Source organism: Pseudomonas sp. JAI115, from assembly GCF_014200835.1.
GTDB lineage: Bacteria > Pseudomonadota > Gammaproteobacteria > Pseudomonadales > Pseudomonadaceae > Aquipseudomonas > Aquipseudomonas putida_A.
This window is the reverse complement of sequence record NZ_JACHCY010000007.1, coordinates 36,102-59,382: the sequence shown is the minus strand read 5'-3', so window position 1 is coordinate 59,382 and position 23,281 is coordinate 36,102. Positions and strand designations below refer to the sequence as shown.

19 protein-coding genes are annotated in these 23,281 nt (G+C 59.9%); 10 read left to right on the top strand and 9 right to left on the bottom strand.

The window, feature by feature from the left end:
* Positions 1–404: 404 nt before the first annotated feature.
* The 3 genes from HDC30_RS17475 to HDC30_RS17465 all read left to right on the top strand — a co-directional run bounded on the left by HDC30_RS17475 (position 405) and on the right by HDC30_RS17465 (position 3,109).
* Positions 405–1,847, top strand: a complete 1,443-nt coding sequence (locus HDC30_RS17475) for a cytochrome ubiquinol oxidase subunit I (protein ID WP_027612845.1) — start codon at positions 405–407, stop codon at positions 1,845–1,847.
* Positions 1,848–1,850: 3 nt separating this feature from the next.
* A complete protein-coding gene (gene cydB, locus HDC30_RS17470) occupies positions 1,851–2,858 on the top strand; it encodes a cytochrome d ubiquinol oxidase subunit II (protein ID WP_007963753.1) in 1,008 nt (335 codons plus the stop codon).
* 83 nt (positions 2,859–2,941) lie between these two features.
* A complete protein-coding gene (locus tag HDC30_RS17465) occupies positions 2,942–3,109 on the top strand; it encodes a DUF2474 domain-containing protein (protein WP_007963754.1) in 168 nt (55 codons plus the stop codon).
* Between the two features lie 76 nt (positions 3,110–3,185).
* On the opposite strand, the gene HDC30_RS17460 is transcribed toward HDC30_RS17465, so the two are convergent.
* Entirely contained in the window at positions 3,186–4,310 is a 1,125-nt protein-coding gene (locus tag HDC30_RS17460) for a methyltransferase (protein WP_183784163.1), read from the bottom strand.
* A 150-nt stretch (positions 4,311–4,460) separates the two neighbouring features.
* Positions 4,461–5,189, bottom strand: a complete 729-nt coding sequence (locus HDC30_RS17455) for an autoinducer binding domain-containing protein (protein WP_027612843.1) — start codon at positions 5,187–5,189, stop codon at positions 4,461–4,463.
* A 330-nt stretch (positions 5,190–5,519) separates the two neighbouring features.
* Between HDC30_RS17455 and HDC30_RS17450 the strand changes: the two genes are divergently transcribed.
* Positions 5,520–6,296: a ferredoxin--NADP reductase gene (locus tag HDC30_RS17450; RefSeq protein WP_027612842.1), complete on the top strand. Its 777-nt coding sequence runs from the start codon at positions 5,520–5,522 to the stop codon at positions 6,294–6,296.
* Between the two features lie 42 nt (positions 6,297–6,338).
* Here the strand turns inward: HDC30_RS17450 and mscL are convergent, their stop codons facing one another.
* Positions 6,339–6,752: a large-conductance mechanosensitive channel protein MscL gene (gene mscL, locus HDC30_RS17445; RefSeq protein ID WP_027612841.1), complete on the bottom strand. Its 414-nt coding sequence runs from the start codon at positions 6,750–6,752 to the stop codon at positions 6,339–6,341.
* Between the two features lie 285 nt (positions 6,753–7,037).
* Here mscL and katB point away from each other — a divergent pair, with 285 nt between their 5' ends.
* From katB to radA, 3 genes are read left to right on the top strand one after another with little or no spacing between them, the layout of a single operon-like run.
* The gene (gene katB, locus HDC30_RS17440) at positions 7,038–8,579 is read left to right on the top strand and encodes a catalase KatB (RefSeq protein ID WP_183784160.1); all 1,542 of its coding nucleotides are present in this window, start codon (positions 7,038–7,040) and stop codon (positions 8,577–8,579) included.
* Between the two features lie 60 nt (positions 8,580–8,639).
* Entirely contained in the window at positions 8,640–9,176 is a 537-nt protein-coding gene (locus HDC30_RS17435; protein ID WP_183784158.1) for an ankyrin repeat domain-containing protein, read from the top strand.
* 43 nt (positions 9,177–9,219) lie between these two features.
* Positions 9,220–10,587, top strand: coding sequence for a DNA repair protein RadA (gene radA, locus HDC30_RS17430; protein WP_007963764.1), 1,368 nt, complete (start codon positions 9,220–9,222; stop codon positions 10,585–10,587).
* A gap of 110 nt (positions 10,588–10,697) precedes the next feature.
* On the opposite strand, the gene HDC30_RS17425 is transcribed toward radA, so the two are convergent.
* On the bottom strand, positions 10,698–11,066 hold the full coding sequence (locus tag HDC30_RS17425) for a PilZ domain-containing protein (RefSeq protein WP_183784156.1): 369 nt from the start codon (positions 11,064–11,066) through the stop codon (positions 10,698–10,700).
* A gap of 159 nt (positions 11,067–11,225) precedes the next feature.
* Here HDC30_RS17425 and HDC30_RS17420 point away from each other — a divergent pair, with 159 nt between their 5' ends.
* From HDC30_RS17420 to yjiA, 3 genes are all read left to right on the top strand, one after another.
* The gene (locus tag HDC30_RS17420; RefSeq protein WP_007963766.1) at positions 11,226–13,292 is read left to right on the top strand and encodes a carbon starvation CstA family protein; all 2,067 of its coding nucleotides are present in this window, start codon (positions 11,226–11,228) and stop codon (positions 13,290–13,292) included.
* A 15-nt stretch (positions 13,293–13,307) separates the two neighbouring features.
* A complete protein-coding gene (locus HDC30_RS17415; protein ID WP_003228401.1) occupies positions 13,308–13,505 on the top strand; it encodes a YbdD/YjiX family protein in 198 nt (65 codons plus the stop codon).
* 152 nt (positions 13,506–13,657) lie between these two features.
* Positions 13,658–14,629 carry a GTPase gene (gene yjiA, locus HDC30_RS17410; RefSeq protein ID WP_027612836.1) on the top strand — a complete coding sequence of 324 codons (972 nt, stop codon included), beginning with the start codon at positions 13,658–13,660 and terminating at the stop codon, positions 14,627–14,629.
* Between the two features lie 116 nt (positions 14,630–14,745).
* Here yjiA and HDC30_RS17405 read toward each other — a convergent pair whose 3' ends face one another.
* The 5 genes from HDC30_RS17405 to morA all read right to left on the bottom strand — a co-directional run bounded on the left by HDC30_RS17405 (position 14,746) and on the right by morA (position 23,204).
* Entirely contained in the window at positions 14,746–15,456 is a 711-nt protein-coding gene (locus tag HDC30_RS17405; protein WP_115988856.1) for a GntR family transcriptional regulator, read from the bottom strand.
* A 23-nt stretch (positions 15,457–15,479) separates the two neighbouring features.
* Positions 15,480–16,184, bottom strand: coding sequence for a FadR/GntR family transcriptional regulator (locus HDC30_RS17400; RefSeq protein WP_183784154.1), 705 nt, complete (start codon positions 16,182–16,184; stop codon positions 15,480–15,482).
* Positions 16,185–16,268: 84 nt separating this feature from the next.
* Positions 16,269–17,582 carry a C4-dicarboxylate transporter DctA gene (locus HDC30_RS17395; protein WP_007963773.1) on the bottom strand — a complete coding sequence of 438 codons (1,314 nt, stop codon included), beginning with the start codon at positions 17,580–17,582 and terminating at the stop codon, positions 16,269–16,271.
* A 280-nt stretch (positions 17,583–17,862) separates the two neighbouring features.
* Complete coding sequence (gene glyA, locus HDC30_RS17390; RefSeq protein ID WP_003228394.1) at positions 17,863–19,116, bottom strand: serine hydroxymethyltransferase; 1,254 nt, start codon at positions 19,114–19,116, stop codon at positions 17,863–17,865.
* A 239-nt stretch (positions 19,117–19,355) separates the two neighbouring features.
* Positions 19,356–23,204, bottom strand: a complete 3,849-nt coding sequence (gene morA, locus HDC30_RS17385) for a cyclic di-GMP receptor MorA (protein WP_183784152.1) — start codon at positions 23,202–23,204, stop codon at positions 19,356–19,358.
* Positions 23,205–23,281: the final 77 nt, after the last annotated feature.

Genomic DNA, 23,281 nt, shown 5'->3' with positions numbered 1-23,281 from the left:
GGGGGAACCGCGAGGTTATCACCAGTCTGTAACAGGAAGTTGCTATGACAGAAAATTTAGTTAGCCAGACATCTATCTCGCGTTCTGGATGCCGATCCCCCCTCGCTACAGGTCGTGCAGCTCTGAGGAGTGTCTTTCAGAACGTTGCCCAGGCAATGAGGCAACTTGTCACGCGGCAAACGACCACGCCGTTCTTCGTCGGAAATGGGACTACTCTTTTAACGTTGCTTGATCCAGATCAAGACCCTCCCGGGCCATGCTCTGGTGGCCCGTTGGCCAGACTCCCTGCGTTGCGATGGCTGTTAAAAAAGAACGAATCAGAATTCGCCGCACTCCATATCCGTGGGGGCAGTAGGCAGGGGCCACAAGCCCCAATGCCGGTATTACCTGACAGAGGAAGACTTATGTTCGGTTTAGAGGCACTCGATCTCGCCCGAATTCAGTTCGCGTTCACAATCTCGTTCCACATCCTGTTCCCGGCCATCACCATTGGTCTGGCGAGCTACCTGGCGGTGCTTGAAGGGTTGTGGTTGAAAACCCATAACGACACTTACCGGGATCTCTACCACTTCTGGTCGAAAATCTTTGCCGTCAACTTCGGCATGGGTGTGGTCTCCGGTCTGGTGATGGCTTACCAGTTCGGCACCAACTGGAGCCGTTTCTCGGACTTTGCCGGTTCCGTCACCGGACCGTTGCTGACCTACGAGGTGCTCACGGCATTCTTCCTTGAGGCCGGTTTCCTCGGGGTGATGCTGTTCGGCTGGAACAAGGTCGGACGCAAACTGCACTTCTTCTCCACGGTGATGGTGGCGATCGGCACGCTGATCTCGACATTCTGGATCCTCGCTTCCAACAGCTGGATGCAGACGCCGCAAGGCTTCGAGATCGTCAACGGCCAGGTGATCCCGACCGACTGGCTGGCCATCGTCTTCAACCCCTCGTTCCCGTATCGCCTGATGCACATGGCGACCGCTGCGTTCGTGGCCACGGCGTTTTTCGTTGGCTCCTCGGCGGCCTGGCACCTGCTGCGCGGCAAGGACAACCCGGCGATCCGCACCATGCTGTCGATGGCAATGTGGATGGCGCTGATTGTCGCGCCGATCCAGGCGGTTATCGGTGACTTCCACGGCCTGAACACCCTTGAGCACCAGCCGGCGAAAATCGCTGCGATCGAAGGTCACTGGGAAAACAAAGGCAACGAAGCGACCCCGTTGATCCTGTTCGGCTGGCCGGACATGAAAGAAGAGAAAACCAAATTCGCCGTAGAGATCCCGTACCTCGGCAGCTTGATCCTGACCCACTCGCTGGACAAGCAAGTGCCGGCACTCAAGGAGTTCCCGCCTGAAGACCGGCCGAACTCGACCATTGTGTTCTGGTCGTTCAGGGTCATGGTCGGCCTCGGCTTCCTGATGATCTTCACCGGTCTGTGGAGCCTGTGGCTGCGCAAGCGCGATTCGCTCTACACCTCGCGGCCGTTCCTGTATCTGGCGCTGTGGATGGGGCCGTCCGGCCTGATCGCGATCCTCGCTGGCTGGTTCACCACTGAAATCGGTCGGCAGCCGTGGGTGGTCTACGGGCTGATGCGCACGGCGGATGCCTCGTCCAATCACAGTTTCATGCAGATGAGCATCACCCTGATCATGTTCGTCGTGGTGTATTTCGCGCTGTTCGGTGCGGGGCTTGGCTACATGATGCGCCTAGTGCGCAAAGGGCCGAAAACCGACGAAGGCAAGGAAACCAACGAAGGTGGTCCTGGCCAGAAACGCACTCCGGCTCGGCCGTTGTCCGCAGCCGATGATGAAGGTACCGACGCCGACTCGCAGCGCAGCCTGGAAAAGGAGATTTGACTCATGGGTATTGATCTTCCGCTGATCTGGGCCGTGATCATCATCTTCGGCATCATGATGTACGTGGTCATGGACGGCTTCGACCTGGGGATCGGGATTCTCTTCCCGTTCATCCCGGGCAAGACCGACCGTGACGTGATGATGAACACCGTCGCCCCGGTTTGGGACGGCAATGAAACCTGGCTGGTACTGGGCGGCGCGGCGTTGTTCGGCGCGTTCCCGCTGGCCTATTCGGTGGTGCTGTCGGCGCTGTACCTGCCGTTGATCTTCATGCTGATCGGCCTGATTTTTCGCGGTGTGGCATTCGAGTTCCGCTTCAAGGCCAAGGATGACAAGCGTCACCTGTGGGACAAGGCGTTTATCGGCGGTTCGGTGGCGGCGACGTTCTTCCAGGGCGTGGCACTCGGGGCCTTCATCGACGGTTTGCCGGTGGTCAATCGGCAATACGCCGGCGGTTCACTGGACTGGCTGACACCGTTCACCCTGTTCTGCGGCGCCGCGCTGGTGGTGGCCTATGCCTTGCTCGGTTGCACCTGGCTGATCATGAAGACCGAAGGCAAGTTGCAGGAGCAGATGCACAACCTCGCGCGGCCCTTGGCGTTCGTGCTGTTGGCGGTGATCGGCATCGTCAGTCTGTGGACGCCGCTGGCTCACCCCGAGATCGCGACACGCTGGTTCAGCATGCCGAACCTGTTCTGGTTCATGCCGGTGCCGATTCTGGTGCTGGTGACGCTGTACGGGCTGATCCGCGCGGTGGCGCGCAATGCCAACTACATGCCGTTCCTGCTGACCCTGGTGCTGATATTCCTCGGCTACAGCGGTCTGGGCATCAGCCTGTGGCCGAACATCGTGCCGCCGTCGATCTCGATCTGGGACGCCGCCGCACCGCCGCAAAGTCAGGGCTTCATGCTGGTCGGTACGCTGTTCATCATCCCGTTCATCCTGGGTTACACCTTCTGGAGCTATTACGTGTTCCGCGGCAAGGTCACCCATGAAGACGGTTACCACTGATCTCTCGCTCTGCTCACCCTGTGAGAGCAAGCCTTCTCGCGGTGGCGTCCTCAGCGACGCCATCGCCCAAGAGGAACGATGCAATGAACGGCAAACATTCCCTGCACGAGATTGAAGAAGCCGAAAAAAAGCCGCTGTGGCAGCGGCTCGGCTGGTTGGCCCTGATCTGGATCGGTAGCGTCGGCGCGCTGTTCATTGCCGCCAGCCTGATGCGCCTGTTCATGAACGCGGCCGGCCTGACCACACACTGAAACATCCCGTCCCGCTGCCCTTGGGCACGGTTCTACGACCCTCCGCATTGCGGAGGGTTTTTTTTGGCCTGACGCTTTACTTGCGGGCTTTGAGAATCACGAACTTCGGTGTGGCCGCCACTTGCTCGACGCCACGGAACAGCCGCGCCAGCTTGCTGTGATAACCCAGGTGCCGGTTGCCGACGATGTACAACGCACCGCCTACCACCAGCGCCTCGCGCGCCTGCTGGAACATGCGCCAGGCGAGGAAATCGCCCACCACCTGTTGTTGATGGAACGGCGGATTGCACAGCACCACATCCAGCGATTGCGGCGCCTGTCCGGCCAGACCATCGCCAGCGCGCACGAGCACTTCGCGCTCGCCCAGCGCGGCGCGCCAGTTCTCGGCGGCCGATTGCACGGCCATGAACGATTCGTCGACCAGCGTGTAGTGCGCGTCGGGGTTGTGCAGGGCGCTGGCGATGGCCAGGACGCCGTTACCGCAACCAAGGTCGGCGACCCGGGCGCTGCCGAGGTTTTTTGGCAGGTGCGGGAGGAAGGCCCGGGTGCCGATGTCCAGACCTTCACGGCAGAACACGTTGGCGTGGTTGAGCAATTCGATGGCCGGCTCGTCCAGTTGATAACGCGAAGGGTAGGGCGAGGTCGCCGGGGCTTTGGCTTCAGGCGTTGCGATCAACAGGCGAGCTTTCTTCACCGCCAGTGAAGCCTGTACCGGGCCAATGTAACGCTCCAGCAGATCACCGGCTGCGCGCGGCAAATGCTTGATCATGGCCGCTGCCACCACTTCGGCGCCGGGTGCCAGTAGCCCTTGCAGGCGGATCAGTTGCTCTTCCAGCAATGCCAGCGTCTTGGGCACGCGGATCAGCACCCGGTCGAACGGCCCGATCAACGGCTCACTGGCCGCAATCCCGCGCACGGCATCAAATGCCAGGCCGTTGCGTACCAAGTTCTTTTCCAGGCCCTGGAATGCGAGAAACGAGTCGCCACTGCTGCTGACCTGAACCTTGCCTGCCAGACTCGCCGCCAGCGCTCCGAAGCTGTCATTGAGTACCAACACCCGGGTGTCTGCCGCCGGTTGTTGCGCGGCCAGATGATTGAGCAGGTATTCGTCAGCCGCATCGAACGCTTGCAGAGGTTCATTCTGCTGCTCGGGCTGGCGGATCAGGTCGAGTTGGGCAAAGGGTGTTTCGAGCAAGGGCATCGGGCGAGAACTCTGGTTATTCAACGGGTGGCCCGCAGCCCAAGGCGTCGCGCGGCGGAACCATCCGAGTGGACTGCGGCGTGCGGCGCACGTCATCACTCAGGAAGGTTGCAAATGGTACGTTTTTTTCCGTTGAAATACTCGCAGCTTTTAGTGGGCGGGCATGTCGAGAAGGCCGCAACTCTTGGCGGCAATGACCGCAGAAATCTTGTTGCAGACGTTCAGTTTGAGAATCACGTTTTGCACGTGGTAATTCACCGTCCGCTCGCTCAGGCAGAGGATCCTGGCAATCTCATAGGCCGTCTTGCCGAGCGCCGAGAGCTTGAGCACTTCCAGTTCTCGCGGTGAAAGGCGTGGGGGGACGGGCTTTTTGGCCGGTTTGGGCAAGGTTTTGGCGAACAGGTCACTCAGGTGGCTGGTTGCGTAAAACATATAGCCAAAATGCTCGTATAACTCGAGCGGACTTAATGGACCGTTTTTCCTGGCAAGGCTCAGGGTGCTGCACAGCCCGCTGTCTTCGTGGTGGAACGACTGGGACCAACCGTGTCGCAACCCATGCCTCTGTTGCGCGTCCCACAGCGACAAGGTTTGCGAAAACACGTCCTCGGTCCAGACAATCGGCAGCATTGAATGACTGCAGTGTGCTACTACCGGGTCGATTTTTCTGTAGTTTTGTCTTTCATAAAGTTGGTTCCACTCTTTCGGATAGTTATTGATTTGCAAGGTCTTTAAGTCAGCGTTCCGATTGTTTGATGTCAATGAGATGGCACAAAAATTGAAGCCAATATTTTGAGCGAATCGCAGCAGGATCGGATAAGCGGTCTCTATTTCTCTTGCGAAAGTCAGTTGCTTTAATTGCGACTCCTTCCACATTTCCATCACTCACTCTCCATGAGTCGTTCGTCGGGTGCTTTTTATGGATCCAATCGGATCCTGCACGCAACCGAGTGTAGGACAGGTCTTACAAATGGCGTTGAATTTTTTTGCTCTTGGAGGGGGCGGTTAGTTGCTGGAAAGGTTATTAGTCATCAATAACGCGTTGGATTTAACCTGTCATTCAATCGGACTTTGAATAAAGCTGTATTAACGGCATTTGGGTTTAATTCTCATTTTTTCGGGCGGTCTGAACGGTAAACCACTACAAAAGCAGTGGTGTTTATGCTCTGAGTTTGCGCGAGACTGTCAGGGTCTTTTCCGTGGAGTGCCCCCATGACTGTCAGCGCAGATAAATTTACTGCCCAGACCTTGCTCGACGTGCAGCCTTTGACCCCCAGTCTGTTTACCCTGCGCACCACGCGCGATACGGGCTTCAGGTTTCGCGCGGGACAATTCGCTCGCCTGGGGGTGACAAAGGCTGATGGCAGCACGGTCTGGCGTGCTTACTCGATGGTCTCTTCACCCTTCGACGAGTTTCTCGAGTTCTTCTCCATCGTGGTGCCAGGTGGCGAATTCACCAGTGAACTTAGTCGCTTGCAGGTCGGCGATACCCTGCTGGTGGAACGCCAGGCCTTTGGTTACCTGACGCTGGATCGGTTTGTCGACGGTCGGGATTTGTGGCTGTTATCCACCGGGACCGGGGTTGCGCCGTTTCTGTCGATTCTGCAGGACTTCGAAGTGTGGGAGCGATTCGAGCGGATCATTCTGGTGTACAGCGTGCGCGAAGCGCGGGAACTGGCCTATCAGTCGTTGATTGCAGAACTGTCCGAGCGTGATTACCTGGCAGAACACGCCCATAAACTGCAGTTCATTCCCACCGTTACCCGAGAAAAGGTTCCTGGTGCCTTGCATGGCCGTATTACCAGCCTGATTGAAAGCGGCGAGCTGGAGCGTGAAGCCGGTGTTGAACTGGCCCCCGAGCACTCGCGCGTCATGCTGTGCGGCAATCCGCAGATGATCGACGACACCCGGGCACTGCTGAAGAAACGCCACATGAGCCTGAGCCTGACGCGGCGGCCGGGACAGGTGGCGGTGGAAAACTACTGGTAAAAAAACGGCGCCATCAGGCGCCGTTCTTTATTCATCAAGCAGTCAAGGCCGGTTGTTCTGGGCCTTGAGCAGATCGCGGATCTCACCGAGCAACTCTTCTTCCTTGGTCGGAACCGGTGGCAGGGAAGGGGCTACGGCTTCTTCGCGTTTAAGGCGGTTGATGGCTTTGACACCCATGAAGATCGCGAAGGCGACGATCACGAAGTCCAGAATGCTCTGGATGAATTTACCGTAAGCCATGACCACGGCAGGGGCGTTGCCCTCGGCGGCTTTAAGCGTGATGGCCAGATCACTGAAGTCCACCCCTCCGATCAACAGGCCGATTGGCGGCATGATCACGTCGCCGACAAACGACGAAACAATTTTGCCAAAGGCGGCACCGATGATGATACCGACGGCCATGTCGACCACATTGCCTTTGACCGCGAAGGCCTTGAACTCACTAAGCACGCCCATAGGTTATTTCCTTGTTACAGATGAGGTTGGTGTACGCAGTGTAAATCAGCAAACGCGTCCTGCGCGAAACACCTTCTTACAATGCCCGTTTTTATCGACCGATAAATCTGCAATTAGTTTGCAAAGTGCCACTAATCGCGCGCGAAATACGCCGTAACACGCTGATCGGGAAGCCAAAATTTTCAATCGTCGGGTTACGAACTTTCTATTTATGTTCGCGGACTTAGCCCTCTAGCCTCTGGTTGGCGCACCTGGATGCGCCCAAAAGAACCAGAGGAACCTGATATGAATTCCACCCTTGGACTGGGGGCTTTTCCCCATCGCCGTACGCTCGGCGTACTCACCGCCAGCCTGTTGACCTTCTCCGTGCACGCCGCGCCCCTGACCCGGGATAGTGGTGCAGCGGTGGGCGACAATCAGAACTCGCAAACCGCCGGCGCCAACGGCCCGGTGCTGCTGCAAGACGTGCAACTGATCCAGAAACTCCAGCGTTTCGACCGTGAACGCATTCCCGAACGCGTGGTGCATGCCCGCGGTACCGGTGCCCATGGCACGTTCACCGTGACCAACGACCTCAGCGACCTGAGCAAGGCCAAGGTATTCGCTGCCGGGCAGGTGACGCCAGTGTTCGTGCGCTTCTCCGCAGTGGTTCACGGTAACCACTCCCCGGAAACCCTGCGCGATCCACGGGGCTTTGCCACCAAGTTCTACACCGCTGATGGCAACTGGGACCTGGTCGGCAACAACTTCCCGACCTTCTTCATTCGCGACGCGATCAAGTTTCCGGACATGGTCCATGCGTTCAAACCCGATCCACGCACCAACCTTGACGATGACTCGCGTCGTTTCGACTTCTTCTCCCACGTGCCGGAAGCCACTCGCACGCTGACCGAGCTGTATTCCAATTCGGGTACTCCAGCCAGTTATCGGGAAATGGACGGTAATGGCGTGCATGCCTACAAGTTGGTTAACGCCAAAGGCGAAGTGCACTATGTGAAGTTCCACTGGAAAAGTTTGCAGGGCATCAAAAACCTGACACCTGAACAAGTCGAGAAAGTTCAGGGCAAAGATTACAGTCATATGACTAATGATCTGGTCAGTCATATCAATAAGGGTGATTTCCCGAAATGGGACTTGTACATCCAAGTGCTGAATCCGCAAGATTTGTCCAAGTTTGATTTCGATCCATTGGACGCTACCAAAATCTGGCCGAATGTTCCTGAGCGAAAAGTTGGACAAATGGTGTTGAACCGTAATCCGGCCAATGTGTTCCAGGAAACCGAACAAGTTGCCATGGCCCCGGCCAATGTTGTGCCGGGTATCGAACCTTCAGAAGATCGTCTGTTGCAAGGTCGAGTGTTTTCTTATGCCGATACGCAGATGTATCGCCTGGGTGCAAACGGCCTGCAACTTCCGATCAATGCGCCAAAAGTTGCGGTCAACAATGGCAATCAGGACGGTGCGATGAACTTCGGTGCCACGGCGTCTGGCGTGAACTATCAGCCAAGCCGCCTGCAACCGCGTGAAGAGCCGCAGAGCGCGCGTTACAGCCAGCTGGCACTGTCGGGCAGCACCCAGCAGGCGAAGATTCAGCGTGAGCAGAACTTCAAACAGGCCGGGGATCTGTATCGCTCGTTCAGCCAGCAGGAGCGTCAGGACCTGATCGCCAGCTTCGGCGGTTCGCTGGCGACCACCGATGACGAGAGCAAGCACATCATCCTGTCCTTCCTTTATAAGGCCGATCCGGAATACGGCACCGGTGTGACCAAAGTGGCCAAGGGTGACCTGAGCCGGGTCAAGGCGCTGGCGGCGAAACTGGTCGACTGATCTCGACGCCATGCCATGCGGGGCCTGACTCAGGCCCCGTTCTGTCCAAGGAGAGCGTTTATGCGTGCCTTTCTTTTACTGTTGCTCGGATGCCTGTCCTGCACAGCGCAGGCCGGGCAAAGCCCCGAGGCGATCAAGGCCCAGTTGCAGGATTACTATTTCGATGCTGCCCGGCGTGGCGATGTACCGATGCTCGAGACCTTTATCGAATCCGGTTACTCCCTCGATACTCGCGACAGCAAGGGCTACACCGCTTTGATTCTGGCTGCGTATCACGGCCAGGGTGCGGCAGTTGAGCGATTGCTGGCGGCGGGTGCTGATGCCTGCGCGCAGGACCAACGTGGCAACACAGCGCTGATGGGGGCGATTTTCAAAGGCGAGATGCAGATTGCTCGAAGGCTGATGGCCACCGATTGCAGCCCCGATCAGCGCAACGGCGCAGGCCAGACTGCGGCGATGTACGCCGGGTTGTTCAAGCGTGTCGAACTGCTCGATGCGCTCAAGGCCAAAGGCGCCGATCTCAATGCCGAAGACCCGCTGGGCAATAGCGCCGCGCGTCTGGCCAACGGCGAAATCCGTACCGCCGCGCCGCGCTGAGCGGTGGCTGCGTTATCATCGCGGTTTTTGCCGGGGGATCCAGATGGCCAAGGCCAAGCGCATGTACGGCTGCACCGAGTGCGGCGCAACCTTTCCCAAGTGGGCGGGCCAGTGCGGCGAGTGCGGCGCCTGGAACACCCTGACCGAAACCATGATCGAAAGCGGCGGGGCCACGGCGCCCACCGGGCGTACCGGCTGGGCCGGGCAGCAGGCGCAGATCAAGACCCTGGCCGAAGTCAGTATCGAGGAGATTCCGCGCTTCTCCACCGCCTCCGGTGAGCTGGATCGGGTTTTGGGTGGCGGTCTGGTCGATGGCTCGGTGGTGCTGATCGGTGGTGATCCGGGCATCGGCAAGTCGACGATTCTGTTGCAGACCCTGTGCAACCTCGCCAAGAGCATGCCGGCGCTGTACGTCACCGGTGAAGAGTCCCAGCAGCAAGTGGCGATGCGCGCCCGGCGTCTGGGGTTGCCCCAGGATCAACTGCGGGTGATGACCGAAACCTGCATCGAAACCATCATCGCCACCGCCCGTCAGGAAAAACCCAAGGTGATGGTGATCGACTCGATCCAGACCATTTTCACCGAACAACTGCAATCAGCTCCGGGTGGCGTCTCGCAGGTACGTGAGAGCGCGGCGCTGCTGGTGCGTTATGCCAAGCAGAGCGGCACGGCGATCTTCCTCGTCGGTCACGTCACCAAGGAAGGCGCGCTCGCCGGCCCGCGGGTGCTGGAGCACATGGTCGATACCGTGCTGTATTTCGAAGGCGAATCCGATGGCCGTTTGCGTCTGTTGCGGGCGGTGAAAAACCGTTTCGGTGCGGTCAACGAACTCGGTGTGTTCGGCATGACCGACAAGGGCCTGAAAGAAGTCTCCAACCCTTCGGCGATTTTTCTCACCCGTGCCCAGGAAGAAGTCCCGGGCAGTGTGGTGATGGCCACCTGGGAAGGCACCCGGCCGATGCTGGTGGAAGTGCAGGCGCTGGTGGATGACAGCCATCTGGCCAATCCACGGCGCGTGACGTTGGGCCTTGATCAGAACCGATTGGCGATGTTGCTGGCGGTATTGCACCGTCACGGTGGTATTCCGACTCACGACCAGGACGTGTTCCTCAACGTGGTCGGCGGGGTGAAGGTGTTGGAGACAGCATCGGATCTGGCGTTGATGGCGGCGGTGATGTCGAGCCTGCGCAACCGGCCATTGCCGCATGATTTGCTGGTGTTTGGTGAAGTCGGTTTGTCCGGCGAGGTGCGTCCGGTGCCGAGCGGTCAGGAGCGTTTGAAGGAAGCGGCCAAGCATGGCTTCAAACGGGCGATCGTGCCCAAGGGCAATGCACCGAAAGAGGCGCCGCCGGGGTTGCAGATCATTGCCGTGACCCGGCTGGAACAGGCGCTCGACGCACTTTTCGAATAGTCCTATGGGAGCGGGCTTGCCCGCGAAAGCGGTGTGTCAGTCGAAATCAATGTCGACTGACACGGCCTCTTCGCGGGCAAGCCCGCTCCCACAGGGATTTGTAGTGGTTTCTAGATTTCGATCAGGGCGCCCAGTTCGCGCTCCAACTCCTGCGGATCGCCCAGGTTGAACTCGATCAATCGCCGCAAGCGCTCGATCGACTCCAGACTGATATGCCGGCAGACAAACCCCAACTGGCCATTTTCTTCATGGGTCAGACGCACATCCATCTCGATATCGACATCGTCGCTCAGATGAATGTCGACGAAAAAATCCTTTTCCCGATCGCCCAGCCAAGGCTCCGGCCGTTCGATCAGCAGCCCTTTGAGCGACAGGTCGATCAACTTCACCGGCCAGATGAATTGACCCTGACTCAGCTCGGTTCTGGCATCGAACGCAATACGTTTGAAGCGACGGCGATTGGCTGGGTGTTCGCTCATGGCGCAATCCTCGGAAGAGTTCGCTGACTATAGACCCGTCCGTTGGGTGGCTGCCAATCGACAAGCCGTCTAGACCAACGTCGGGGTATGGCCTTTGGCGCCGTAAGCGCTAAACTCGGGGTGGCTGTCTTTCTTGTCCACCCTGGCTGGAATAATAAAATGAAAAATAATAATAGCCTGCTACGCCACTTACCCTGGCTAGTGCTGGCAATCGTAGGAGCGTGCGCCCTGGGCGTAGTGGCATTGCGCCGAGGAGAGGCGATCAACGCCTTGTGGATCGTGGTCGCGGCCGTGGCCATTTATCTGGTCGCGTACCGTTACTACAGCCTGTTCATCGCCAACAATGTGATGCAACTGGATCCGCGTCGGGCCACCCCCGCTGTGCTCAACAACGACGGTCTGGACTATGTGCCGACCAACAAACACATTCTTTTCGGTCACCACTTCGCCGCGATCGCGGGCGCCGGACCTCTGGTCGGCCCGGTATTGGCGGCGCAGATGGGTTATCTGCCCGGCACGCTGTGGCTGATTGCCGGGGTGGTGCTGGCGGGCGCGGTGCAGGACTTCATGGTTCTGTTCATGTCGACCCGGCGCAACGGCCGTTCCCTGGGCGACATGGTCCGTGAAGAAATGGGCCGCATCCCCGGCACCATCGCCCTGTTCGGCTGCTTCCTGATCATGATCATCATCCTCGCGGTGCTGGCGCTGATCGTGGTCAAGGCACTGGCAGAGAGCCCATGGGGCATCTTCACCGTGATGGCGACCATCCCGATCGCGATGTTCATGGGCATCTACATGCGCTACATCCGCCCGGGCCGCATCGGCGAGATCTCAGTCATCGGTGTGTTGCTGCTGCTCGGTTCGATCTGGCTCGGCGGGCAGATTGCCGCTGATCCGGTGTGGGCCAAGGCCTTCAGCTTCACCGGCGTGCAAATCACCTGGATGCTGATCGGTTATGGATTCGTCGCCGCCGTGTTGCCGGTGTGGCTGATCCTCGCGCCACGCGACTACCTGTCGACGTTCCTCAAGATCGGCACCATCATCGCACTGGCGATCGGCATTCTGGTGACCATGCCCGAGCTGAAAATGCCGGCGCTGACCCAGTTCGTCGACGGCACCGGGCCGGTGTGGAAGGGCGGTCTGTTCCCGTTCCTGTTCATCACCATCGCTTGCGGTGCGGTGTCCGGGTTCCACGCACTGATCTCTTCGGGCACCACGCCGAAGTTGCTGGATAACGAAACCAACGCGCGTTACATCGGTTACGGCGGCATGCTGATGGAATCGTTCGTGGCGATCATGGCCATGGTTGCCGCTTCGGTGATCGAGCCGGGCGTGTACTTCGCCATGAACAGCCCGGCCGCCGTGGTCGGCGGTGACGTCGCATCGGTGGCGCAGATGGTCAGCAGCTGGGGCTTCGCGATCACGCCGGAGGCACTGCAAGCTGTGGCTCACGACATCGGCGAAACCACCATCCTCGCCCGTGCCGGTGGTGCACCGACCCTGGCGGTCGGTATCGCGCAGATCCTGCACAGTGTCCTGCCGGGTGAAAACACCATGGCGTTCTGGTACCACTTCGCGATCCTGTTCGAAGCGCTGTTCATCCTGACCGCTGTGGACGCCGGCACCCGTGCCGGGCGCTTCATGCTGCAGGACCTGCTCGGCTCCTTCGTTCCGGCGCTCAAGCGCACCGAATCGTGGACTGCCAACCTGATCGCCACCGCCGGTTGTGTGGCGATGTGGGGCTGGTTGCTGTATCAGGGCGTCATCGATCCACTGGGCGGCATCAACACCCTGTGGCCGCTGTTCGGTATCTCCAACCAGATGCTGGCCGGTATCGCGCTGATGCTCGGCACCGTGGTCCTGATCAAGATGAAGCGCCAGCGCTACATCTGGGTCACCCTGCTGCCAGCCGCCTGGCTGCTGATCTGCACCACCACCGCAGGCTTCATCAAGCTGTTCGACGCCAACCCGGCGATCGGCTTCCTGTCGCTGGCCAAGAAATACAGCGATGCCCTGGCCGCCGGCCAAGTCATTGCCCCGGCCAAGAGTATCGAGCAGATGCAGCACGTGATCTTCAACGCCTACACCAACGCAACGCTCACTGCGCTGTTCCTGTTCGTGGTCTTCAGCATCCTGTTCTATGCGCTCAAGGTCGGCATCGCTGCCTGGGGCAAAAAAGAGCGTACGGATAAAGAATCGCCATTCCAGGCCCTGCCGGACGCGTAACCAGAGGATTGCACCATGTTCAATGACCTGAGTCGCCTCGGTAAATACCTCGGTCAGGCCGCACGCCTGATGGTCGGCATGCCCGACTACGACACCTACGTCGAGCATATGCAAACCAAACACCCGGACAAACCGGTGATGAGCTACGAGATGTTCTTCCGCGAACGTCAGGAAGCGCGTTACGGTGGCAAGGGTGGGCCGAAGTGCTGTTGAGCTGACAGCCTGCGGTTGAGGTAATCCCCCGGTGGGAGCGGGCTTGCTCGCGAATACGGAGTGTCAGTTGATACGTGTGGTGACTGACACACCGCTTTCGCGAGCAAGCCCGCTCCCACATTTGTTTTGTGTTTCTTTAAGGAGATCGTGTTTTGTCTTCTCCCATACCCGTAACGGTACTCAGCGGTTTCCTCGGTGCCGGCAAGACCACCTTGTTGCGCCATCTGCTTAAAGCCGAGCACGGCCTGAAGATCGCCGTGATCGAGAACGAATTCAGCGACGCCGGCATCGACACCCAGTTGCTCGGCGTCGAACCGGTGCAAGTCATGACCCTGGCCAACGGCTGCGTCTGCTGCACCATCCACACCGATCTGACCAAGGCCCTGTACCTGCTGCTCGAACGCCTGGACAGCGGTGAAATCGCCTTCGACCGTCTGGTGATCGAGTGCACCGGGCTGGCTGATCCAGCGCCTGTGGCGCAGACCTTTTTCATCGATGAAGAACTGCGCGAACGCTATCTGCTCGACGGCATCATCACCCTGGTAGATGCCGCTCACGCCGACCTGCACCTGACCCAGACCATCGCCCAGGCGCAGATCGGTTTCGCCGACCGCTTGCTGGTGAGCAAGACCGATCTGGTGGATGAGGCCACGTTCAACGCACTGAGCGAACGCCTGACGCGAATCAATCGTCGTGCGCCGATCCGCGTGGTCGAGCACGGCAACATCGATCTGGCCGAACTGCTCGACGTGCGTGGCTTCAATCTCAATGCCGACCTCGGTGGCGGGGTGAGCCTGCGTCCGGTGAGCAAGGCGCCGTCCATCGACCGCATCTCCAGTCTGGTGCTGCGCACAGACCAGCCGCTGGATATCGATCAACTCAGCGAGTTCATGAATGAGCTGCTGGAAGAACATGGCAAGCAGTTGTTGCGCTACAAGGGCGTGTTGAACATCGCTGGCGAGGATCGGCGGCTGGTGTTTCAGGGCGTACTGAAACTTTACGGGTTCGACTGGGACACCGAGTGGGCCGAGGGTGAGGCGCGGGAAAGTGTGATTGTGTTTATTGCCGATGATTTGCCGGAAGAGAAGATTCGGGCGGGGTTTGCCAGAGTGACTTCTGCCTGATGATTCTTCGGCGCCAGGGCTGACGCCTTCGCGAGCAAGCCCGCTCCCACAGTAGGCCGCATTCTGTCAGGAGGAATGCAATTCACTGTGGGAGCGGGCTTGCTCGCGAAGGCGATCTAACCGGCGACACGATGCTCAAGGGCTGTACCCAGCAAGGTCTGCTCAAGATGATCCAGGTGTTGATTCATCAGTCGCTCAGCCATGGACATATCCCCAGACGCGACCGCCTCGACAATCGCCAGATGCTCCTGCCACGCGCAGCAACCCGGCGTCGATCCATCACACCGCGCAATCGCCAGCGACGTCAACGGCACCAGACTGCCAAGAAAATGCGCCAACGGTGCATTCCCCGCCATTTGTGCCAACTGCAGATGAAACTCGCCGGACAAACGAATCGCCGCCGCACGCCGTTCCTGTGTCACGGCCAGACGTTCGCGTTCGACCAGCGTGCGCAAGCGTTTCAAACCCTCCGCTGAGGCATTCTGACAAGCCAGACGCGCCAGCGTCGCTTCGGTCAGGCGCCGGGCGTGCAGGGTTTGCCGGGTCTGCTCGGCATCCGGTGTGGCGACCCGTGGCCGATGGTTGGCGCGCAGCACAATCACCTGCTCATGGGACAACTGCGTCAGCACCCGGCGCACATCGGCGCGGCTGACGCCAAACATCTGCTTGAGACTGTCTTCGGTGAAGCGGCTGGCCGGGTCGATTCGCCGGTCCAGAATCGCGTCGAACAGCCGCGGGTACAGATCGTCTGCCGACGCCTGCAGGCGGGAGAAGGGCAGGGGGGCCGACATCTGACGAGTGTGCGGCGACGTGGCAAGGCTGTTCATGGCCGGTCTCCAGTGTGAATCAATCAGTGGCTGAGGTTGTCATCCGGAATGTTCAATTCAACGCCCATCCGTTGGCCTTCGCGCAGAATGTGCCGACGCATTTCGGCGCTGGCCTGAGCGCTGTTCTTGCTGCGGATTGCGCGCACCACCGCTTCGTTTTCTTCCAGGCGTTCGGCCAGATGCTCAGGCGAATTGCGCAGCACTTCGGCGCTTTGCTTGAGGGCATTGCTGGTTTGCTGCACCACGCTCTGGAAAATCGGGTTCGAGGTCAGGGTGAACAGCTCCTCGTGGAAGGCGATGTAGGCGCTGACCCCGGCTTCGCTTTCGCCCGCTTCGAGGGCTTCGCGCATGTCCATCAGGGTCAGGCGCAATTGCCCGATTTCCTTGCTGCTGATCGACTGCGCGACCAGACCGACGATGAATGGCTCAAGGGTGTAGCGCAGTTGCAGCACGTCCTCGAGGCTGGCGCCGGCCACCGCGCTGTCGTGGCTCTGGCTGTCACTGAGCTGGGCGTCGAGCACCACCACGCCTTTGCCCGGCATCGAACGCACCAGGCCAAGGGTTTCCAGGACGATCACCGCTTCGCGCAGGCTTGGGCGGCTGATGCCCAGTTGTTCGGCCAGTTCGCGCTGACCCGGCAGCATGTCGCCGGAGCGCCACTGACCGCGGGCGAGGGCGGCGCGCAGTTTTTCTACGACTGAGTTGACGACGGTTGATGTGGTGATCACTTGTCTTGCTCCGTAAGCCCGTTGGGGCTGCCGCAAACAGGATCAAAAGATCGCAGCCTGCGGCAGCTCCTACAGGGTTGAAAATCAGAACTCTTGCTGGTGCGCCGGAGTTCCGGTTTTACGCGGTTGAAAGGTGTAGCCCTGCTGACCGCTGAGTACTTTGTTGGCGCGTTGCACATCGATGTCCTTTTCCCAACGGGCGATGGCCACGGTAGCGACGCAGTTGCCGATCAGGTTGGTCAGTGCCCGGCCGATGCCCATGAACCAGTCCACTGCCAGTACCAGCACCAGACCCACGACCGGAATCGCCGGGATCGCCGTCAGCGTCGCCGCCAGAATCACCAGCGCCGAGCCGGGAATGCCGTGGGCGCCCTTGGAAGTGATCAGCGACACCAGCAGAATCGTCAGCAGATCGGTCATCGCCAGTGGCGTGCCGGTGGCGTTGGCAATGAACACGATGGCCAGGGTCAGGTAGATCGAGAAACCGTCGAGGTTGAACGAATAGCCGGTGGGAATCACCAGCCCGACTGTCGAGCTGCCAATCCCCAGGTGTTCAAGTTTGCGCATGATCTGTGGCAGCACGGCGTCGGAAGAAGCGGTGCCCATGACAATCAGCAGTTCTTCACGCAGGTACTTGAGCAGCGGCCACAGACGCAGGCCCGAGGCGCGCATTACCACGCCGAGGATCACGCTGACGAACGCCATGCAGGTCAGGTAAAACAAGCCCACCAGACTGCCCAGGTGTTGCAGCGAATCGAGGCCGTACTTGCTGGTGGTGAAGGCGATGGCGCCGAACACGCCGATCGGCGCCAGGCGTACGATCATGCCCATGATCCGGAAGATCACATGGCTCAGCTCGTTGATCAGCCGTGAGATCCCTGAAGCCGCTTCGCCCACCAGATTCAGCGCGCTGCCGAACAGCACCGAGAACAGCAGCACTTGCAGAATGTTGTTGTCGGCGAAGGCACCGAGCACCGAGGTCGGAATCAGGTCCATCAGGAACTGCGTGGTGGTGTGCATATGCTGGCCGCGTTCGGCGATGTCGCCCATGTCGGCGGCGGACAACTGCTCCAGATGGATATTCGCGCCACTGCCGATGCCGGTGCTGAAGGCGAATACCAGGCCGATCACCAGCGCGATGGTGGTCAGCACTTCAAAGTAGATCACCGACTTGAGGCCGATGCGCCCGACCTTCTTCAGATCGCCCGCGCCGCTGATGCCGCTGACCACCACGCAGAACACGATCAGGCCGATGAGCATCTTGATCAGTTTGATGAAGCCGTCGCCCAGTGGTTTGAGCTGAGCGGAATATTCGGGAAGGGTCAGCCCGCAGACGATGCCGAGCACCAGTCCGAGAACCACTTGGAGGAAGATTGAACGCGAGCACCATCTGAGCATGGGAGGAATCCTGGTCGGTGTCCTGGCTGCCGTGCGCCTTTGGGCGCATCAGATTCAGAACTTAATTATTGTGGTCTTACCGGTATGTCCAGTGCGGGTGCAGTCTAGGCGCGGATTTTTGCGGATCGCAAGTGAAAATTGACGAATTGGCATGACCGGTCTGACCAGTTGTGCGGTGAGTCCCATTCTTGAGCGGTTCAGGCGTTTGAAAAAAATGTGGGCACAAAAAAACCGGCCAATCACTTGGCCGGTTTCTCATGCTGCGGATTTAACGTCGCGATTACGCGCCGTACACCGGCAGTTTCTTGCAGATGGCTTTGACTTTCTCACGAACGGCGTCGATCACCGCTTCGTTGTTCAGGTCAGCCAGGATGTCGCAGATCCAGCCGGCCAGCTCTTTGCACTCTGCTTCCTTGAAGCCGCGAGTGGTCACAGCCGGGGTACCGAAACGCAGACCGGAGGTCACGAATGGCGAGCGTGGGTCGTTAGGCACGGAGTTCTTGTTCACGGTGATGAACGCTTTGCCCAGCGCGGCGTCGGCGTCTTTACCGGAGATGTCCTGCTTGATCAGCGACAGCAGGAACAGGTGGTTCTTGGTACCGCCGGACACCACGTCGAAACCGCGCTCGATGAACACTTCGGCCATGGCCTGGGCGTTCTTCACCACTTGTTCCTGGTAAGCCTTGAACTCAGGCTGCAGCGCTTCCTTGAAGCAGATCGCTTTAGCGGCGATCACGTGCTCCAGCGGGCCGCCCTGGGCGCCCGGGAATACCGCGGAGTTCAGCTTCTTCTCGATTTCGGCGTTGGCGCGCGCCAGGATCAGACCGCCACGAGGACCGCGCAGGGTCTTGTGGGTGGTGGTGGTGACCACGTCAGCGAATGGCACCGGGTTCGGGTAGACGCCAGCGGCGACCAGACCGGCCACGTGAGCCATGTCGACGAACAGGTAGGCACCGACTTTGTCAGCGATGGCGCGGAAGCGTGGGAAGTCGAGGATCTGCGAGTAGGCAGAGAAACCGGCCACGATCATTTTCGGCTTGTGCTCAACCGCCAGACGCTCGACTTCGTCGTAGTCGATCAGGCCGTTGGCGTCGATGCCGTACTGCACGGCGTTGTACAGCTTGCCGGAGGACGAAACGCTGGCGCCGTGGGTCAGGTGACCACCGTGGGCCAGGCTCATGCCCAGGATGGTGTCGCCACCTTGCAGCAGGGCCAGGTAAACAGCGGCGTTGGCTTGGGAACCGGCGTGCGGCTGAACGTTGGCGTAATCGGCGCCGAACAGCTCTTTGGCGCGGTCGATGGCCAGTTGTTCAACAACGTCGACGTACTCGCAACCACCGTAGTAGCGCTTGCCCGGGTAGCCTTCGGCGTACTTGTTGGTCAGTACCGAGCCTTGAGCTTCCATCACCGCAGGGCTGGTGTAGTTTTCCGAAGCGATCAGCTCAATGTGCTCTTCCTGGCGCTGAGCTTCTTGCTCCATGGCGGCAAAGAGATCGGCGTCGTACTTGGCAATAGTCAAATCACGGCTGAACATGGCGGTCCTCAAGGATCGGGGGCAGAAAAGGGGGGCATTCTAACCCAATGGGTTTTGGATGGCATATGAAACGACATCATGTCGCAGACAAGTGGCGTTCATGCCAGATGTGCGATGCTTTTGAAGGCCTCTTCGCGAGCAGGCTCGCTCCCACAGTAATCGAGGCAGGCCTGCGATTTTGTGATCGACATCAATCCCTGTGGGAGCGAGCCTGCTCGCGAAGGGCGCGCCGCCGATGTTCAGTCGAACATGAACAGCGCGTCATTGCTGAACTGCGCTTCAAACCGGCTCGCCGGCATTGGCCGTCCGAACAGATAGCCCTGAACCTCATCGCAGCCATGTTCGCGCAGGAAGTCCAGTTGCTCATGGGTTTCCACGCCTTCGGCGATCACCGCCAGATTGAGGCTGTGGGCCATGGCGATGATTGCGCGAGCGATCTGCGCGTCCTGCTCGCCGGACGGCAGGCCGTCGACGAAGGTACGGTCGATCTTCAGCACGTCGATCGGGAATTGCTTGAGGTAGTTCAGCGACGAATAACCGGTGCCGAAGTCGTCGACCGCAATGCTCAGGCCCAGGTTTTTCAGCCCGGCCAGAATCTGCATTGCTTCGCTGACTTCGCGCATCAGGATACTTTCGGTCAGCTCCAGCTCCAGACACGCCGGTGGCAGCCCGGTTTCGCGCAGGATCGTGGCGATGCGCGTACCGAGCTGGCCATCGGAGAACTGCCGCGCCGAAATGTTCACCGACACCTTCGGCACGCGCACCCGATTCTGGTGCCAGGTCTTGAGCTGACGGCAGGCCTCGCTGATCACCCAGTCGCCAACGTCGACCACCAGACCCAGCTCTTCCAGCACCGGAATGAAATCCCCCGGCGGCACCAGTCCACGACGCGGATGGCGCCAGCGTAGCAGTGCCTCGGCGCCAGTCAGGCGTTTGCCGTCGCCACTGAATTGCGGCTGGTAATACAGGACGAATTCGTTCTGCTCCAGCGCATGACGCAGGTCGCTTTCCAGCTCCAGACGTTCCAGCGCACTGGCGTTCATGTCGGCCTGATAGAACTGGAAGTTGTTCTTGCCGCGCTCCTTGGCGTGGTACATCGCGGTGTCGGCGTTCTTCATCAACTGGCTGAGTTCGTTGCCGTCCTGCGGGCTCAGGGCGATACCGATACTGGCGGTGACGAAGAACTCGCGACCTTCCAGCACAAATGGACGCACCAGGCTGGCGAGAATCTGCTCGGCCACATGAATCGCTCGGTTCAGCGCCATTTCGCGGCTGGAGCGGTGTTGCAGGAGCAAGGTGAACTCGTCACCGCCCATGCGCGCCACGGTGTCGTCATCGTCGACGCAGGCCAGCAACCGCGTGGCCATGTCTTTCAACATGCGGTCGCCAGCCGCGTGGCCGAGGGAGTCGTTGATCGGTTTGAAGCGGTCGAGGTCGAGGAACATCAGCACCACCCATGACTTCTGCCGTTCGGCCGATTGCAGCGCGGTGTGCAGACGATCCTGGAACAGCGTGCGGTTCGGCAGGTGGGTCAGGGCGTCGTAGTAAGCGAGACGATGGATGCGTTGTTCGCTGGCCTTGCGCTCGCTGATGTCGCTGAAGAAGCACACGTAACTGGCCAGATCGCCTTCATCGTCGAGTACCGCCGTGATGCCGACCCACGCCGGGTAATGCTCGCCGTTACGGCGCTTGAGCCAGACTTCGCCTTCCCAGGTGCTGTGCTGATGCAATTGCTTGAGCACGTAGCGCAGGTGCGCGTCCTGTTGCTCGTCGACGGTGAGCATGTTCGGCAACTGATCGAGCACCTCCGACACCGCGTAACCGCTGACCCGGCTGAAGGCTTCGTTGGCCTGCACGATGTAACCGGCAGGGTCGGTGATCAGGATCGCCGAGGTCGAGTGCTCGAATACGGTGGCGGCCATGCGCAAGTCTTTCTCGGCGCGGCGCTGCTGGCTGATGTCGCGACCGACGCCGAGCACGCCTTCGAACGCGCCGTGTTCGTCCCACACCAGCACCAGCCGCAGCTCGATCGGGATCTTGCGGCCGTCGGCGCGCAGGCAGTCGAACAGGAACATCTGCGTCTGTACCTGGCTTCGCAGTTGCGCGAGTTGCTCAGGCTTGTCGAGCGCTTTGCTGACCCGATCCATCAAGGTGTAGATGCCGGATAGCTGCTGCGGGTTGGCGATCGTCGATTGCCAGCCATTCTGGAAGATCCACTCGGCGTCATAACCCAGCACCGCCTGCACCGACGGGCTGACGTAGTTCAACGACAGCTTGCTGTCGGTGGAGAAAATCACATCGCTGATGCTTTCGGCGAGCATGCGGTAGCGCTGCTCGCTGTCGCGCAGCGATTCGCTGGCCTCGATCTGCTCGGTGATGTCCTTGGCCACGCCGATGATTCGCGTGACCTGATCATGCTTGTCGCGGGCCAGCGCCTGCTCGCGAATGTCGAAGCGCCGCCACTTGCCGTCGCGATGGCGGAAGCGCAACTGGCACTGCAACAACTGGCTGTAACCGGCGTGCCGCTGCATCTGCCGCGAGCGGTGGTAATAGTCGGCGTCTTCCGGGTGCAGGAGGATTTCCCAGAAGTACTCGCCCATCTGGTGCAGCTCGGAGCGGTTGTAACCGAGGGTTTGGCCGAGGTGGTGGTTGCTGAAAATCATCCGCTGGCTGATCACGTCCTGCACATACAGATGGTCCGGCACGGTGCGCACCACGTCCGACCAGAAACCTTCGCGCTCCAGCAGCGACAGTTCGATCAGCTTGCGGCTGGTGATGTCGTTGATGCTCAGAATCACCGCTTTGTAGTCGTGCTGTTCCTGTGGCAGGCGCAGAACCATCCACAGGTGCTGATCGCGGCCGTTGATGTCCGGCAGTCTGATTTCCAGCTCCAGCTGTTTTTGCTGCTGCAGAACCGCGTCGAGCACCTGGTTGCCGATGGCGCACTGGCTGTGCGGATGGCCATCGATCAGCAACTGCCAGGCGTGCTCGCAGGAATTGACATTGAGCAGCTGCAGCGCGACCTGATTGACTTCGGTGACGCGCAGCTCTTGCAGCAGTTGCTGGCGCTGGGCCGGTTGGTCGAGCCAGGCCTTGAGCTGGTCGCTGGTCTGGATCTGTGCCTTGTCGAACACCTGCTTGAGGCCGGACAGATCGAGCACACACAACGCAACGCCAGTGCCTTCGAAGATGTCCTGATAACGTCGGCGACCTTCATGCAACTGGCGCTGGCGGCGACGCATGTTCAGCAGGGCGATCACCGGCAACATCGAGAACGCCAGACCCAGCAGGCATTTGCCGATGAACGCCGGCAGCAGTTCTTCGAGCACGCGCTGGCGATCGAACAGCCCGCGCAACTGCCAGTCGCTGCTGCTCAGTGGCACGGTCAGCACGGTGTTGGCCATGTCGTCCGGGCTCAGCACCCCGGGCCGGGCGGAGGATAGCGCTTCGTCGCGGCTGATGATCTGATGGTTGAGACGGTTTTCCACCAGCCACAACGGGCGGATGCCGGTTTCGCCCAGCTTGGTCAGCGAGTCGAAGAAGGTCGGGGTCAGGCGCAATACCCAGTAGCCGCGCGTGCTGCCGCTGGCCTGATGCAACAACAGATGCACCACCGAGCCGTCGTCGGCGTTACTGAAGTAATGCGCCTGGGCGCGGCTGCGGCGCACCAGTTCAGCGAGGTAATCGGCGTCGTGGCTGTCGCTGGCGCTGTCGTTGAGGATTTTCCCGGACGGGCTGAGCAGGGCCAGACTGCGCAGGTCCGGCAGCGATTGCTGGAGCTTGCGCAGCAGCGCCTGCTGTTCGTCGGACGACTGCGGCTGTTCGACGATCGGTAGCAGGTTGAGGGCGATTTGCGCATTCAGCGACATGTTCAGGCTGACCTGCGAGGCGAGGTCGGCGGTGTAGTCGATGGTGTACTGGCGCTGGTTTTTCTGGGTCTCGCGCAATTGATCGAGCAGTTGCCAGAACAGCAGGGCCAGCAGCAAAAGTACCAGCGTCGCCAATGCCCCCTTCAATGTTCCGCGCAGGGGCGAGCCGGTCCCCGGATTGGACGCGCTCACAGAAGCTGGCGGGGTAACGTTGGACAAGCTGAAATCCTGCGGTTTGGCTGGACTGGCGCGACGTGCACTATAAGCCGGACGCCCGAAGGGCGGCTAGCATGCCT

Excerpts from the sequence above, each read along its gene's own strand:
- HDC30_RS17425 (WP_183784156.1), bottom strand. The coding sequence starts at position 11,066 with ATGAGCGAACACCCAGCCAATCGCCGTCGCTTCAAACGTATTGCGTTC.
- HDC30_RS17460 (WP_183784163.1), bottom strand. The coding sequence starts at position 4,310 with ATGCCCTTGCTCGAAACACCCTTTGCCCAACTCGACCTGATCCGCCAG.
- glyA (WP_003228394.1), bottom strand. The coding sequence starts at position 19,116 with ATGTTCAGCCGTGATTTGACTATTGCCAAGTACGACGCCGATCTCTTT.
- HDC30_RS17415 (WP_003228401.1), top strand. The coding sequence starts at position 13,308 with ATGTTCAATGACCTGAGTCGCCTCGGTAAATACCTCGGTCAGGCCGCA.
- HDC30_RS17405 (WP_115988856.1), bottom strand. The coding sequence starts at position 15,456 with ATGAACAGCCTTGCCACGTCGCCGCACACTCGTCAGATGTCGGCCCCC.
- HDC30_RS17435 (WP_183784158.1), top strand. The coding sequence starts at position 8,640 with ATGCGTGCCTTTCTTTTACTGTTGCTCGGATGCCTGTCCTGCACAGCG.
- mscL (WP_027612841.1), bottom strand. The coding sequence starts at position 6,752 with ATGGGCGTGCTTAGTGAGTTCAAGGCCTTCGCGGTCAAAGGCAATGTG.
- radA (WP_007963764.1), top strand. The coding sequence starts at position 9,220 with ATGGCCAAGGCCAAGCGCATGTACGGCTGCACCGAGTGCGGCGCAACC.
- HDC30_RS17475 (WP_027612845.1), top strand. The coding sequence starts at position 405 with ATGTTCGGTTTAGAGGCACTCGATCTCGCCCGAATTCAGTTCGCGTTC.
- HDC30_RS17465 (WP_007963754.1), top strand. The coding sequence starts at position 2,942 with ATGAACGGCAAACATTCCCTGCACGAGATTGAAGAAGCCGAAAAAAAG.
- HDC30_RS17450 (WP_027612842.1), top strand. The coding sequence starts at position 5,520 with ATGACTGTCAGCGCAGATAAATTTACTGCCCAGACCTTGCTCGACGTG.
- cydB (WP_007963753.1), top strand. The coding sequence starts at position 1,851 with ATGGGTATTGATCTTCCGCTGATCTGGGCCGTGATCATCATCTTCGGC.
- katB (WP_183784160.1), top strand. The coding sequence starts at position 7,038 with ATGAATTCCACCCTTGGACTGGGGGCTTTTCCCCATCGCCGTACGCTC.
- HDC30_RS17455 (WP_027612843.1), bottom strand. The coding sequence starts at position 5,189 with ATGGAAATGTGGAAGGAGTCGCAATTAAAGCAACTGACTTTCGCAAGA.
- HDC30_RS17420 (WP_007963766.1), top strand. The coding sequence starts at position 11,226 with ATGAAAAATAATAATAGCCTGCTACGCCACTTACCCTGGCTAGTGCTG.
- HDC30_RS17395 (WP_007963773.1), bottom strand. The coding sequence starts at position 17,582 with ATGCTCAGATGGTGCTCGCGTTCAATCTTCCTCCAAGTGGTTCTCGGA.